This is a genomic window from Candidatus Methylomirabilota bacterium (assembly GCA_027293415.1).
GTDB lineage: Bacteria > Methylomirabilota > Methylomirabilia > Methylomirabilales > CSP1-5 > CSP1-5.
Genome location: JAPUFX010000034.1, coordinates 1 through 14,291, shown reverse-complemented (window position 1 = coordinate 14,291; position 14,291 = coordinate 1). Strand labels below are relative to the sequence as shown.

The 14,291-nt window shown below is 56.2% G+C and carries 17 protein-coding genes; 7 read left to right on the top strand and 10 right to left on the bottom strand.

The window, feature by feature from the left end:
* The 5 genes from O6929_02415 to nrfA all read left to right on the top strand — a co-directional run.
* The coding region (locus tag O6929_02415; GenBank protein MCZ6479251.1) for a hypothetical protein at positions 1-302 on the top strand (302 nt) is incomplete at its 5' end.
* 140 nt (positions 303-442) lie between these two features.
* A complete protein-coding gene (locus tag O6929_02410) occupies positions 443-1,537 on the top strand; it encodes an FAD-dependent monooxygenase (protein ID MCZ6479250.1) in 1,095 nt (364 codons plus the stop codon).
* Between the two features lie 1,017 nt (positions 1,538-2,554).
* Positions 2,555-3,136, top strand: coding sequence for a cytochrome c nitrite reductase small subunit (nrfH, locus tag O6929_02405; protein ID MCZ6479249.1), 582 nt, complete (start codon positions 2,555-2,557; stop codon positions 3,134-3,136).
* A gap of 43 nt (positions 3,137-3,179) precedes the next feature.
* Positions 3,180-3,347: a hypothetical protein gene (locus O6929_02400; GenBank protein MCZ6479248.1), complete on the top strand. Its 168-nt coding sequence runs from the start codon at positions 3,180-3,182 to the stop codon at positions 3,345-3,347.
* Complete coding sequence (nrfA, locus tag O6929_02395; GenBank protein ID MCZ6479247.1) at positions 3,344-4,654, top strand: ammonia-forming cytochrome c nitrite reductase; 1,311 nt, start codon at positions 3,344-3,346, stop codon at positions 4,652-4,654. The genes O6929_02400 and nrfA overlap by 4 nt, the downstream gene beginning before the upstream one ends.
* 24 nt (positions 4,655-4,678) lie before the next feature.
* Here nrfA and O6929_02390 read toward each other — a convergent pair whose 3' ends face one another.
* From O6929_02390 to O6929_02345, 10 genes are all read right to left on the bottom strand, one after another.
* Positions 4,679-5,602 (bottom strand): prepilin-type N-terminal cleavage/methylation domain-containing protein, encoded by a 924-nt coding sequence (locus O6929_02390; GenBank protein MCZ6479246.1) that lies wholly within the window; start codon positions 5,600-5,602, stop codon positions 4,679-4,681.
* Positions 5,541-6,191 (bottom strand): hypothetical protein, encoded by a 651-nt coding sequence (locus O6929_02385; GenBank protein ID MCZ6479245.1) that lies wholly within the window; start codon positions 6,189-6,191, stop codon positions 5,541-5,543. The genes O6929_02390 and O6929_02385 overlap by 62 nt, the downstream gene beginning before the upstream one ends.
* Before the next feature lie 357 nt (positions 6,192-6,548).
* Entirely contained in the window at positions 6,549-7,517 is a 969-nt protein-coding gene (locus tag O6929_02380) for a quinone oxidoreductase (GenBank protein MCZ6479244.1), read from the bottom strand.
* Between the two features lie 137 nt (positions 7,518-7,654).
* The gene (locus O6929_02375; GenBank protein ID MCZ6479243.1) at positions 7,655-7,903 is read right to left on the bottom strand and encodes a hypothetical protein; all 249 of its coding nucleotides are present in this window, start codon (positions 7,901-7,903) and stop codon (positions 7,655-7,657) included.
* A gap of 76 nt (positions 7,904-7,979) precedes the next feature.
* Positions 7,980-8,225 (bottom strand): hypothetical protein, encoded by a 246-nt coding sequence (locus O6929_02370; protein MCZ6479242.1) that lies wholly within the window; start codon positions 8,223-8,225, stop codon positions 7,980-7,982.
* 60 nt (positions 8,226-8,285) lie between these two features.
* Complete coding sequence (locus O6929_02365) at positions 8,286-9,422, bottom strand: homoserine O-acetyltransferase (protein ID MCZ6479241.1); 1,137 nt, start codon at positions 9,420-9,422, stop codon at positions 8,286-8,288.
* 110 nt (positions 9,423-9,532) lie between these two features.
* Positions 9,533-10,585, bottom strand: coding sequence for a selenide, water dikinase SelD (gene selD / locus O6929_02360; GenBank protein ID MCZ6479240.1), 1,053 nt, complete (start codon positions 10,583-10,585; stop codon positions 9,533-9,535).
* 19 nt (positions 10,586-10,604) lie between these two features.
* Positions 10,605-11,120: a 5-(carboxyamino)imidazole ribonucleotide mutase gene (purE, locus tag O6929_02355; protein ID MCZ6479239.1), complete on the bottom strand. Its 516-nt coding sequence runs from the start codon at positions 11,118-11,120 to the stop codon at positions 10,605-10,607.
* A gap of 696 nt (positions 11,121-11,816) precedes the next feature.
* Positions 11,817-11,987, bottom strand: a complete 171-nt coding sequence (locus O6929_02350; GenBank protein ID MCZ6479238.1) for a hypothetical protein — start codon at positions 11,985-11,987, stop codon at positions 11,817-11,819.
* Positions 11,988-12,050: 63 nt separating this feature from the next.
* Positions 12,051-12,320 (bottom strand): hypothetical protein, encoded by a 270-nt coding sequence (locus O6929_02345; protein ID MCZ6479237.1) that lies wholly within the window; start codon positions 12,318-12,320, stop codon positions 12,051-12,053.
* Positions 12,321-12,938: 618 nt separating this feature from the next.
* Here O6929_02345 and O6929_02340 point away from each other — a divergent pair.
* Entirely contained in the window at positions 12,939-13,889 is a 951-nt protein-coding gene (locus O6929_02340) for an NmrA/HSCARG family protein (protein MCZ6479236.1), read from the top strand.
* Positions 13,890-13,936: 47 nt separating this feature from the next.
* Positions 13,937-14,291: OsmC family peroxiredoxin (locus tag O6929_02335; protein MCZ6479235.1), on the top strand; the 355-nt coding region annotated here is incomplete at its 3' end.

Sequence of the window (14,291 nt, the reverse complement as noted above, 5' to 3'; positions counted from 1 at the left end):
CTGCAGTCCTCGGAGATATACTTGTGGGTCTTGTTGACTTAGGGGTTCTATTAGCTTACAGAAAAAGCGAGCTCATTCCAAAAGCTGGTATATTTCTTGTGATCGGTTTAGGCGTCGCTGACTTTTTGAGCGCATTCTTTTTTAGCTTTACTTCGTCAGCGGGACCTTTCCAATTATTTTACCCTGCTGTCACCAACAATGTTAGACTCTTTCCTACAGGCATGATTCCATTATTCTTGGTTCCCTATGCGATTTTCTTTCATACGCTTTCAATGTTGAACTATTTAAAGTATGAACGATAGTGATTTATAAATACAAAGACTTAAGGATATAACCAGGCCCTGCAGCGGATTGCGTGCAGCGCTGACGCGCTTTCGGAAACACGGTGAAGGCCGCCGTTAGCTTTCCTCATTGACATCCCGACTCGTGCAAGGACGGTAGGATGGAGACATCGAAAAATGGATTGGTGCTTGTCGTGGGTGCGGGACCTGTGGGTTTGGCCTCAGCGCTTGAACTCGCACGGTTCGGTCAACCGGTACGCATCATCGAGGCCAAGTCGGAACCCTCGACGCATTCAAAGGCGATTGGCATCAATGTGCGTACCTTGGAGCTCCTGGAACCCTCTGGCGTTACTGAGCGACTGCTCGAATTAGGGCTAAAGATCGCGAGGAGCAATTTCCAAACCGAAGACCGTCTGCTTTTCCAGATAGAATTCTCTAAACTTCAGCACCGTTACAATTTCATGCTAGGGCTTCCTCAGTCTGAGACCGAACGTACAATCGAGAAAAGACTCAATGAATACGGTGTGGAGGTTGAACGCGGAAGCACCCTCGAGCGGTTGGAGCAGAACGATCACCGGGTTAAGTGTGGTCTATCCACCAGTGGCGGTGACTCAAAAATTGAGGCCGCCTATGTCATAGGAGCCGATGGCGCCCATAGCGTCGTTCGTAAACTGCTGGGTATTGAGTTTCCAGGCAAGAAAATGCCCGGTGATTGGAGTCTAGCAGACGTCTATATGGAGAGCCCCTTGGATAGCGAAGCAGCGAATGTACAGTTGCAGCAAGATGGCATGCTGTTCATGCTTAGGTTCAAGGAGGGGCTCTTCCGTGTGGCCAGTAACCGACCCAATGTGCTTGAGCGTTTGCCACCGGGCTCGAAGGTTCATGAAGTTGTTTGGCAGTCTGATTTTGCGGTCAGCCATCGGCAAGCTGAAACGTATAACGTCGGACGCGTATTTCTAGCTGGCGATGCCGCACACCTTCATTCTCCCCTCGGAGGGCGGGGTATGAACTTGGGTATCGAAGACGCAACGATCCTGGCACGCAGAATCGTGAACGGAGGGCTTGAGCGATACTCTGCTGAGCGGCACCGCGCAGGCGCATCTGCAATACGAATGGTCAGGATTCAGACACACTTAGCAACCAGCACGAGTCCGGCGGTACGGATCCTACGAAACAATGTAGTTCCAGTCATTTTGGGCATTGAGGCCGTGCAACAGCGGCTCGTAAGCCGAATGGTTGGACTGAGCTACTCTTGATGGCCAATTGAGGGAAAGCTAACAAGGCAAATGCAGCCGATGCGGTAAACCGCACGGCTGATTTGCAGCGTTAGGAGTTTAGACGTAAGAAGTGCCCTCCATGGCTGGTTTGGTGCATAACCCACCTGTGGCAACGGCGTTCAGTATTCGCCGAAATCACTTCGCGGGTCCACACCTGGTTTCATCTTCTATGCCCAATCCACCCACGCTCGATGGTTTAAGGGGGTCCTTCGGCCGCCCTCTATCGACTGCGGTGTGGGTTACAACCAGTAACCCGCAACCTTCCGGCTGAAATTCGCGAGGCTGCAGGCAGCCAAGTGAGAGGCTCTGATGGCCAACGTCAGTCATGGCTAGCTTCTTTCCCCAGGCTGTCGCCCTCTCGCCGATGCTCGGTGGGCTGTTTCCTCGTAGACCTTCCGTGCCACGGGTCCGTGCTGTACGAGCAGGAGGCGCTTCGGCGTATGTTAGTTCAGAAGGGAATCTTGTCCAACGAGGCTATGCCTCAGGAGGTCAAGGAGGGGACTAAGTACCTGTTTGTTGGTGCGCCCAAGAGGATTCGAGCCTCTGACCTACGGATTCGTAGGCCGAGGCGCGACACAGTCAATTTAATAACTTCAAAGACTTGGGTGTACAGGACGCGGAAAAAGTGCCCTTTCGCGACCCAATAACGCAACCTATTCCATAAAACATCCCTAATTCTGAAGTCTATAGCCACGCCAACGATGTAGCAGCCCCTAGCCACCTCTCGGACAACGAGCATACCCGACGGAGTCTGATATAGAACCAAGCGATTTTTGCTTTTCCCGCTCGCGCTTGCTGCTCCTTTTACCGAAGGTATGGCATAGGCAATTTCCCTATGCAAACCATAGACGTTTCCCTGATGAAAAAAACAGGAAGTCTCCGCTTTACAGGGATAGCCTTTTCAGATAGTTATCTGGGTCAGCGGCCTCGTGGGAGTGGTGAGGGGAACGCCACGGTCGCTTCTCTGGCCTTGGTCTATGGCGGAGGTTCAGGTTTGTGAGTTGGATACGCCGTTTTGTGCCACCAGCCGAGTGGCAGTTCCCGGTTGTCATTCTTCTCGGGACTCTCGTTGGGCTCGGATGTCTGGTCGTGTATATCTCTAATGCCGCTTCCTACCTCTCAGACAGCCCTGCAGCTTGCGTCAATTGCCACGTTATGGCGTCAGAATACGCCACATGGGAACGGGGTAGTCATGGCAGAGTTGCGGTGTGCAATGATTGTCATGTTCCCCATGATAATTTCTTGAAGAAGTACGCTTTCAAGGCCAAGGACGGGCTGCGGCACGCAACGGTTTTCACCCTGAGGATGGAACCGCAGGTGATCACACTAAACACGGCGGCTATTGCTGTCGTGCAGGAAAATTGTGTCCGCTGTCATGTCAATTTGGTGGAGAATGTAACCGCCTCGCAAGTGAGCGGTGGGAATGCACACTCAGGCGGGGGCCAGTTGTGTTGGGCATGCCACCGCGCAACGCCGCACGGGAGGGTCCACAGTCTGGCGTCGACACCTTATGCCCGGATTCCTCGTTTGACGCCCGTGGTCCCTGACTGGATGAAGAGGCTCACCCAGGGTAGGTAGCGAAGGGGAAGTTTAAAGAAATTTACGAAAGGAGCCAGGCCTTATGGCGAGCATCAGAGACATCATTCAACAGAAGCCCTGGTTGGGATGGGTTTTGTTTCTTGCAACGGTCGTTGTCGTCGTTTTCGGCGGATTGTTCGCCCTTTCGATTATGGAAAGACGCAATGAAGAGAGGGCCATGTTTCAACTGGTGAAGCCCATTGCCCAATGAGACCCCGTAATAAGGTCTGGGGCGAAAACTTCCCGCGGGAATATGAATCTTATAAAAAAACGTCAAGTACGTCTTTTAGCAGCAAGCATGGCGGTTCCGTCATGATCGATTTCCTGAAGAAGTATCCCAATTTAGTGATCCTCTGGGCAGGCTACGGTTTTTCGAGGGATTACAACCAATCCAGAGGGCACTATAATGCAATAAAAGACATCAGAAACACTTTGCGTACTGGCAAAGGCAACCCCGCGACCTGCTGGACCTGCAAGAGCACGGACGTTCCGAGACTGATGAATCAAATGGGGATTGGCGTATTTTACAAAGACAAATGGTACAACCTTGGCTCTGACGTCGTCAATTCAATCGGCTGCCAGGATTGCCACGACAGTCAGACCATGAACCTGCGCATCACGCGTCCCGCATTGATCGAGGCTTTCCAAAGACAGGGAAAGGATATTACGCAGGTCACGCACCACGAAATGCGTTCTCTCGTCTGCGCCCAATGTCATGTCGAGTATTATTTTAAAGGGAAGAAAGAAAAATACTTGACCTTTCCATGGGATAAGGGGCTGACCATGGAGGCCATGGAAGAATACTTCGATGACGTTGGGCATGTCGATTGGGTGCATGCGTTGAGCAGAGCGAAAATGCTCAAGGCGCAGCACCCGGACTATGAGATTTACCTGACTGGGATTCATGCGGAGAGGCAAGTTGCGTGCGCCGATTGCCATATGCCTTACAGAAGAGAAGGGGGCGTAAAGTTTACGGACCACTGGATCCAGAGTCCTTTGAACAACATTGCCAATTCTTGCCAGGTCTGTCACAGAGAGAGTGAAACCACGCTCATGAAGGACGTGTTCGATCGACAGGACAAAGTGCTCGAAGTCCGTGGTCTTGTCGAGGATGCCCTGGTTAAAGCGCATATCGAAGCCAAAACGGCTTGGGATAACAGCGCAACTGAAGCAGAAATGGAACCTATTCAAAAGTTGATCCGCCATGCGCAGTGGCGTTGGGATTACGCGACCGCAAGCCACGGCGGAGCCTTTCATTCACCAGTTGAATCTCTTCGTGTCTTGGGGTCTGCCCTGGAAAAGGCTCAGGAAGCCCGTCTTTTGCTTGTACGGGTGCTGATCAAGCATGATGTATCCGTGCCAGTACCCATGCCAGATATTTCGACGAAAGAAAAAGCGCAAGCCTACATTGGATTGGACATGGAAAAGTTTAGACAAGCCAAGGGAAAATTCTTGAAGACAGTCGTACCCGAATGGGACAAGAAGGCAGAGGAGCGTCAAAGCAAGACGAAGTACTGAACACAAGGAAATAATGGTAGACGACTAATAGGGTAGCCCCGCGGGATTCCCGCGGCCCGAGTTCACGTTTCCGGGGCCTGAGTTCTGGGTTCCAGGACCCGAGTTCTGGCTCCCGGAGCTCGAGTCCTTGTGCGGGTAAAACGTGTTTCCCAGAAGAGAATCGTAGCGGGTTGCCCGCCTCCCTATGGCGAAGGTGATCGTCTTCGTTTGATCGGTGTAAAAGTGACGGGGCCGTGCACCGATCGGATCAGCGTAACCCTGCCACCCGAGATCGCCACCAATAAATGTTCCCCCGCTTGGTGAAGGTGAGGCGGCCGGTTGTCCCTGATCCCCTTCCTGGTTTCCTCCCTGATTCCCATCGTCTCCTTTGTTCTTATCTTTGTCTTTAGCCTTATCCTCATCTTTATTCTTATCTTTATCCTTGTCCTTCTTTTTATCCTTGTCCTTATCGTCAGCCCAAGCATGCTTGACCAGGCCTAATCTGTCCCACCAAGTTTCCTCCAGGAGATCAGCGTCAAAGGTAAGCATGGTCCCGCCTTGAGGCGGGGCTTGTGCCGTAGGGTCGGTGATCTCGAAGGTATATCCGATCTTTGCGGAGTTCGAGGGGACCAGGTAGCCCCCGGCGTACAACTCGTCCAGCGAGCTCGCGTAACGGCGATTGTCCAGATAGAAAAGGCCCTGGGCCGTCGGCCACTGGGTCATGACGGCCACTGCGGCTGTCTCCTGTGCCCTCATGATCATCGTTGTGTAATACGGCACCCCGATCGCCACGATCACTGCCATAACAGCGATAGCGATCAGGAGTTCGATGAGCGTGAATCCGGGAAGAGAGCGCCAGGTCGACCTCAGCGCCTTTGGCCGGCCAGGATGGGTCGCCACACCCTTCTCAGTGTATGGGGGTGGCGAGACCCTCACCGCTTTCGATGATAGCTTCCGTAGCGGGTCCATGCGACGAGCTTCCTTTCTGATACCCGATAGTAAGGTGCTCCTCCGCCTCCTCGAGACCGCGGAGGGATTCCTTCAGCCGGTTTCGAACTTCCTCTGGGATAGATCCCTCCTGGGCCTTTTTCAACGTTTCCTGGGCCTGCCGAAGCAGCGAAAGCGATTCGGAACTACGCTGATCCAACTGCTCTCCCAAGGCATTCACCGCTCCTGCGAACTCTTGCCAGCGATCTGTCCGCCGAAGCCTAATCCGCTGGGAATAGTCCCCCGCGGCAATCGCCCTGATGACCTGATCGATTCGGTAGATAGGACCGGCGATGCGGTGTGAGGTAAAGATCGTGTGGAAACCAACGAGGATTCCCACCAGCGCGATTCCTGGCCACACCCGGAAATGAAGCTCCAGAATCTGGTCGGCGACCCAGGCCTGTTTGTCAAACGGGACCGCCCCCGTCAGCTCCTGTTGCATTGGGAGGAAAATGAGGAAGCCCAGGGCCGCGGAATAGAGGAGGACAAAAAACGAGACCCGCAAGGCCAATCCGATCTGAAACCGGGGCATGACCAAAAACCGCCTGCGCCGAAAAGATGGGTACGTCATGACCTTTCCTCCCCACGGGGTTTTAGATCCCGCATGCTTTAAATCCAGGTACTTAGACAATTTATGTCTCTGGGGTCCCGACCATCTATCGCAGGCAACCCACGATTTGGGAGTGTTCTAGCAAGGGGCATGCCACGGACTATTTTGGCGGAACCTATTGAAATCAAAGAGATCCTAGGGAGATCTGTTGTACGATTTTTGAGAGGATGCCGGGAAGGTGGTGGGCAAGACAGACCGCCGCAAACAGGCGCCACAGTTTGCAATCAGACGCTGACAGCTAACCGCTCATAGCCGACAGCTGTTCTTCACGGTCATCGGTCGTCGGACTTCGGCGAGCTCAGTCGAGCCGTCATCGGTTTACGGGATGAGAAGGACCTTGCCGGTTGTCTTCCTCCCCTCGAGCTGGCGGTGGGCCTCGGCCGCTTCTGCGAGGGGGAATGTCGCGCCGATCCGGAGCTTCAGGGTGCCGGTCGAAACCGCATTGAGGACATCGGTCGCGCGCTCGAGCAGCTCTTCGCGTGTCCGGGTGTAGTGGGCGAGCGTTGGGCGGGTGAGAAAGAGGGAACCTTTCGCGCTGAGCTGGTTCACGTCGAAGGGTGGGACGGGGCCGCTCGACTGCCCATAGAGGACCAGGTAGCCCCGTGGTGCCAGACAGTTCAGGCTCTTCTCAAAGGTATCCTTGGCGACCGAGTCGTAGACCACCTGCAAACCCTGGCCGTTGGTGAGGCGCTTGATTTCGGCCTCGAAGTCCTGCTCGGTGTAACGGATTGCCACCTCGGCCCCTGCCTCGCGCGCGAGGCGAGCCTTTTCCTCGGTCGAAACCGTCCCGAAGACCCGCGCTCCCGCATCTCTCGCCATTTGACAGAGGAGCAGCCCCACTCCGCCGGCCGCTGCATGGACGAGACAACTATTGCCTCTTTTGAGTGGATAGGTGGTGTGTACTAGGTAGTGTGCCGTCATGCCTTGCAGCATTGCGGCCGCGGCTGTGTGGGTGTCCACACCGGGGGGGAGTGTTACAAGACGTTCTGCGGGGACGATTGCGTATTCCGCGTAGGAACCGGGAACGCCGGTGTAGGCGACACGATCGTCTACTCGGACCTCTGTGACATCCGGCCCAATGGCCTCGACAACCCCCGCTCCTTCGACTCCCATCAGGCGGGGGAGGGGAGCGGGATAGAGACCGGTCCGCTGATACACGTCGATGAAGTTCAGGCCGATCGCCTCGATCTTCACCAGGGCCTGTCCCGGCCCTGGCTGAGGGGTGGGGAGGTCCTCGAGGGTGAGAACCTCCGACCCACCGTACTTATGCACGCGAATCGCTTTCATGCGTATCACCTCCGAAATGATGAGAGGAAGTATGCCTGTGCGCCTTCTCGTCGTAAAGTTCGCCGCGTCCGCTCTGGGCACAGGATGCCGACCTAGTGCGCCCAGAGCGGAGGGCGAGAGACGTACGGAGGCACTATCTACTTCTTCTCCTTCGCTAGTTTCTCGAGGGCCGCTTCCAGCTTCTCGACAGCATCATCGTGCTCGCCGGCCTTATGGAGCTTTATGCCTTGTTCGCACATCTTCTCAACCTCTTCGTTCTTCTTGATCTTGAGCAGCTCTTGACACTTGGCATACAGGCTAGGGCACTCGAAGGTCCATGCGGGGCCGACCCCAAGTACGAGGGTAAAGGCAAAGGCCAGACAGAGCACGGAGGCACTTCTTTTCATGCTGGTTCACCTCCTTTCCGGGGGAGCTTTTCACTCCTTGTTAACGTTCGACCACGGGTGATTGATTCCCTTTTTCTTAGTCATGGCAACGGATTTTCAAATAGACCTGGTCGATCCAATCGCGGAGCCCCTCAGAAACATACCCCCCTTCGGGGTCCGAATTTTCCAGCAGGGCGGGGGAGAGAATGAAAGGACCCCTCCCGTCGATCTCGACCTCGAACAGGCCGAGATGATGGGAACGAATCAGAATCGCCCCCACAGGAAGTCCCTCCAACTGGAAGGCGAGTTGAAGACGCCGTGTCAATCGCTCGTAATTCTCCATAGCCTTGAACTGCTTGAGTCGGCGAGCCCTAGTGAGAGCTGGATGGCTGTCGGAGCTCGGTCATCCGCTCTCCAAGAATTCCCGCAGGACTTGTGCAGCCTTGTGAATCTCCAGTACCCCGGCCAGATGCCCGCCGTCACTTTCCAGTTCGAAGGCGGTGGCCGTCACGCCCGCCTGTTGCAGGGTGTTGAGCAGTTTCTGGGATTGGTAGGGCGGAAGAAATACATCAGAAGAGCAGGGGACCAACAAGACCTTGGCTCGGATCCGTGCAAGCGCCTCTTCAAAGGAATCGAACCCTATGCCGGCCCGGTACAAGGCAGTGGCCTTCGCCAGGTAGATATAGGAGTTGGCATCGGTTTGTGCCGCCCGTTCTCTGGCCACTTTGTCGATCTCTGTCTCGATCAGGAATCGGTTCTCCAGCGACGCTGAGGGGCTGCTCCCTGGATCGGCCGGGGCTCGGCCCATCGCTCGGTCCGCCCAGGGTTGGCTGAGCGCAATCATCGTCAGAGCCGTGAAGGCCACGGTGAGACCTTCCACGGGCTCCGCCTTCCCGTAGTAGTCACCGTTCTGCCAGTCTGGATCGAGTCGGATTGCCATTTCGGCAACGCGTCCCGGCATTATAATCACCCAAGGGTGAAGCTCGCCGGCACTGATGACCAGGATAGCCCGCTTCACCATGTCGGGGTAGGCGAGGGCCCACTCGAGAGCCTGAAAGCCGCCCATCGAAGGGCCGGCCACGGCGTGAAGCCGCTCGATGCCTAACGAGCGGATTAAAGCGTGCTGGACGTTGATGAAGTCCCGGATGGTGACGATCGGAAAGGACATCCCGTACGGTCTGCCCGTTTCGGGATTAATAGAGGCAGGCCCTGTCGTGACCACTCGTGGGTCTTTCACGTTGATGTTGCATAGCGTGTCAGAGCTGATAATGAAATACCGATCGGTGTCGAAAGGCTTGTTGGGGCCGATGACAGCATCCCAGTACCCGGGGAGCTTTTCGATTTCAGTATAGCGCCCTGCGGCATGTGACGTGCTGGAAAAGTAATGACAGATCAAGATGGCGTTATCTTTGGCCGGGGAAAGTTTGCCATAGGTCTCGTAGCCGACCCGGATCTGCTTCAGCGTCGCCCCACTCAAAAGTTCCAGGCGATCCAGTTCAAAAATATGTTTGTTGACGATCATGAGGTCAGGCCCAGGCACGGGGTTATATAGATGTCCTCCTAGTTTACGTCTCAAGTGATGATTGTCAACGAGAGCGATTCGCGAGTGCGTGAACGGAAAGGGTCGTGGGTGGGGGGGAAACAGGGGACTCAGGGAGTCACTTCGATCTCGCCAGCACCCGCCACGATCTCACCGATACTTGCAGCGGCGAGCGTCTTGGCGTCTTGCAGGCGCTTGACGAGTTGGGTGCTTTTCTCCTTGGGGACAGCGATCAAGAGGCCGCCCGAGGTCTGTGCATCGCAGAGGATCAGTTGCGCCTCCTCGGTAATCTCCCGTGCCCACGTGACCTTTCCCTCCAAGGCCTGGCGATTCCGTTTGGTCCCGCCGGGACAGATGCCGTCCTTCACCAGATTCCAGGCATCGGGGAGCACTGGGATCGCGTTGAGAGAAATGCGGGCGCCGACACCGCTGCCAGCCGTCATCTCATTCAGGTGTCCAAGGAGGCCAAAGCCCGTAATGTCCGTGCACGCATCCACTCCCACCTCAATCATCGCCTCGGCGGCAGCCTTGTTCAACGTGGTCATGACGTGCACAGCCTGTTGCATGGTGTCTTGAGAGACCTGCTCCTGCTTGATCCCGGTGGTGATAATCCCGAGCCCCAGCGGCTTGGTCAGGACCAGGTCATCCCCGACCCGGGCTCCGGCATTGGTGAATACCTTCTTCGGGTGCACGAGGCCGGTCACCACCAATCCGTACTTCGGTTCCGGATCATCGATGCTGTGTCCTCCGATAATGGAGGCGCCGGCCTCTTTGACCTTGTCGGCTCCGCCCTGGAGGATCGCAGTTAGCACGTCAAGGGAAAGCTTTCCGGTCGGAAAACCGACCAGATTGAGGGCAAAGATCGGCTGTGCCCCCATGGCGTACATGTCGCTGAGGGAGTTGGCCGCGGCCACTGCCCCGCAGGCATACGGATCGTCCACGACCGGAGTGATGTAGTCGACAGACTGCACCACGGCCAGATCGTCAGTGAGCTGGTAGACCGCGGCATCGTCCGCGGTCTCCGGGCCCACGAGGATCCGCGGGTCACTGAAGCTAGGTAGCTGACTCAGCACCTGAGCCAGGTCCGTCGGACTGATTTTGCAGGCTCAACCCGCGCCGTGAGACAGGGTTGTCAGCCGGATCTTTTCCCGGAGATCGGTCATCGGTTTCCTCCAGTCGAGGCTACTTGAGCTTTTCCGCTAGGGCGCGGTCCTGGGCCGCAACTTCCTGTGCAAGTGACTTCTTAAACTTATCAAGTTGTTTATAAAGCTTTCCATCATAAATACTTAATATCTCAGCAGAATAAATACCGGCGTTCTTTGCACCCGCTTTGCCCACTGCCATGGTGGCTACGGGGACCCCCCCGGGCATTTGGGCCGTGGAGAGCAGCGCATCCATGCCGTGCAGCGGGCTCGATTCAATGGGGACTCCGATGACCGGCAACGTGGTCTCGGCCGCGATAATGCCGGCTAAGTGCGCTGCGCCACCCGCCCCAGCAATGATCACTTTGAGCCCTCGTGTCTGGGCGGTCCGTGAATACTCGATCGCCTGAGCGGGGGCCCGGTGGCACGAGATCACGCGCACCTCGTGGGGAATGCCAAAATACTTCAATGCCTTTATGGTCTCCTCCATGATGGGGAAGTCCGAGTCACTCCCCATCACGATTCCAACCAAAGGTTTTTTGCGCTCACGGCTCATAGTCTACCGTCCCCCATTCATGGTTCAGGGTTCAGCGTTTTCTGAACTATGAACCATAAACCCTGAACCTTCAACCCTGAACTAGTGCCGCACCAACTATTTCCCGCTAACAATCCCCCCTTGGTGCGTCACTTCCGCTAGGGGGGCAGGCCCCCCTTCGGCGCTCGACTTTAGCCTCGCTGAGCACCCCCCAAGCATAGGGGAGTCTCTCCCCTACAACCCCTCAGTGCCCCTCGCGGAAGCTTGCTGTGCTTAGGGAGATTTATTTTGAGGGACACTAGTTCACTGCAGTGGCCCGGAAGCGCCTTCCCCCCTTATTTTTCGGTGAGTTTCCTTTTCTCGGTGTATTTCCCTTCTGGCACCAAAAATGCCAGAAGCCCATTTCCCTAAATCCTAAATAGAACGGCCAAAAACCTTGTTGGCGAGGGCTTTCCATTGTGAGGGGAGTGCGATCTAAAACGACTGAGTATGCCCAAAACTGACACCGAACTAGCACCGCTACTAGCACCGGCAGGAGGGGGGTGGGAGTGAATCTCGACCCCCGCGTTTGTGCTATATCGCTCTGGCGATTTTGCAGAGGGGGACAAGGAATCGGAGAGCTATCCCAAAAACACCACGAGCGTCAGGATGTCCCGACGCCCGTGAAATTGACCGTATCGGCGTTATGAACCTAGAAGGAGGTGGCACACGCGCATTTTAAGTAACCACCTCATCTACGCTTCCAGCATTTTCGCTCTGGCGGGCGATGGACGGTCGACGGTTAACATAGTCTGCCAGTCGGGCATGGCACGTGGGACAGATATACGTCTGAGCAAGGGGCTTCGCTCTAGCGAGAACTACCCACTCTTCGGCCACGGCGCCGCCCATGCCTTTTCCGTTCCCACTCTACTTCCGGCCAAAATTCCCTTGGAAAGTCGGGTAAAAAGTCCCCTATCCGACCAGCTTGAGCAGGTAGTTCAACCCATCTTCCCACTGACCGCCGGCAGGATCGGGAGGCGGAGCTGAGAGGAAGTGACGGACGGTGTACCCGCAGACCTTGCACCGGCGATAAAAATATGACCGCTCCCCCTCGCGCTCGATGCCGCCGATCTGCTCCATTTTCCGGGCACAACAGGCCTTTCCTTTCCCGGGAGAAACAATGCGCTTTGGATACATGTTGAGCCGTGGCTTCTCGTCAGTGTACTCCACAATCGTTCCCATTTTCTCCATCCTCACCCTTCCCGCTGCTGTCCTGATCAACTGCCCAGGGCACAGTGTCACGGCCGTAAGGATTCGGCGATCAGGCCAAGCAAGAACCCTAGGATGCTTATTGTGGTCGAAACTAATGCCAGCTCGGGGGCCGTCATGACGATTCCTCCATTCGCGCTGTTATTTTAGAGTAAAAATAAAAAGGCCCTCCCGGGCCGTGCTCCGCCCGAGAGGGCGTCTGAGTGTTTGGTGCGCCGTCGTTTGTGCCTGATGTGGGCCGGGAGACTATCCGTCGTCCCGGTGTCATGCTTCTCCTGATAAGGGGTTAGATAAATTCCTTCTGACAAATTGGCAGGCAAGCTATGTGCCAGCACAGACTGCAACGCCAGCTTGAACGCTCAAGTTCTTTGTTTGCAAGCAATTGCAATGAACTCGGCCAGGGGCATAGAGGTCGCTGAGTGGTCCTGAGAGAATGCAAGGTTTGCAAGATCATGTAAATGACCAGGCAAAGATTGGGCTGCGTGAGGCACGGTTAACGAAAGGGGAAGCTGATCTTGACACCCCTGCCCCAGTAGGGAATACTGAAGCCCGTCCGTACGTTCTCTTCCCAACTTCACAAGGAGAATCGTGATGGCTGAAAAGAAGATTATTGCGGTGGTGGGTGCAACCGGCGCGCAAGGTAGCGGTTTGGTCCGCGCCATCGTGGGCGACAAGGGTGGCGGGTTCGCGGCGCGCGCGCTTACGAGAAAGGTCAACTCTGAAAAGGCGAAAGAGCTTGCAAAGCTAGGTGCCGAGGTTGTCGCCGCCGACGTCGACGATGTCGAGAGTCTGAAAAAGGCGTTCACAGGGGCCTACGGGGCGTTCTGCGTCACGTTCTTCTGGGAGCACTTTTCGCCCGAGCAGGAGTTCGCCCAGGCGAAGGCCATGGCTACGGCGGCGAAGGACGCTGGCATCCAGCACGTCATCTGGTCCACCCTCGAAGACACGCGCCAGTGGGTGCCTCTCAGCGACAGCCGCATGCCCACCCTGATGGGCAAGTACAAGGTTCCGCACCTGGACGCCAAGGGCGAGGCCAACCGGGTGTTCACCGAGCTCGGCGTGCCGACCACGTTCCTGCTGACGTCATTCTATTGGGAGAACATGATCTACTTCGGCATGGGCCCCAAGAAGGGCCCGGACGGCAAACTGGCCTTCACTCTCCCGATGGACGACAAGAAACTTCCCGGGATCGCCGCAGAGGACATCGGCAAGTGCGCTTACGGAATCTTCCTGAAGGGAGATGAGCTCGTCAAAAAGACTATCGGCGTCTCCGGAGAGCAACTGACGGGTGCGCAGATGGCCAGCGCGCTCACCAAGGCGCTGGGTCGGGAAGTGCAGTACAACGCCATACCGCCCGACGTCTATCGAGGCCTGGGTTTCCCGGGCGCAGCGGATCTCGGCAACATGTTCCAGTACAAGCGGGACTTCCAGGAGGAGTTCTGCGGACCGCGCGATCCCGAGATGGCCCGATCCCTGAATCCCTCCCTACAGAACTTCGAGGAATGGCTGTCGAAGAACAAGGAACGCATTCCTCTCGAGTAGTTCTCATCACGGACCCACGCTCGAAAGAGCGGAGAAAGGAAAATCTTATGGCGACGCGCAACGCCGAGGCGATCTGGGAAGGCAACCTCAAGAGTGGCAAAGGCACGATGAAGCTCGGAAGCGGGGCCTTCGATGGGCCGTACTCCTTCCGGTCGCGGTTCGAGGACGGCGAGGGGACGAACCCCGAGGAGCTGATCGGGGCCGCTCACGCGGGCTGCTTCTCGATGGCCTTTTCCGCGGGATTGGAGAAGGCCGGGCACTCGCCCGAGCGCGTCCACTCCCGTGCCCTCGAGCTATGCCGGCAGGCGGAGGCGAGCTCGCAGCTGGTTGCCGTTCTTAGTGGGATCTCCCAGGTGCACACGGTGCGGGGCGAGTTCGAGATCGCGGACGAGCTCGGCGAGC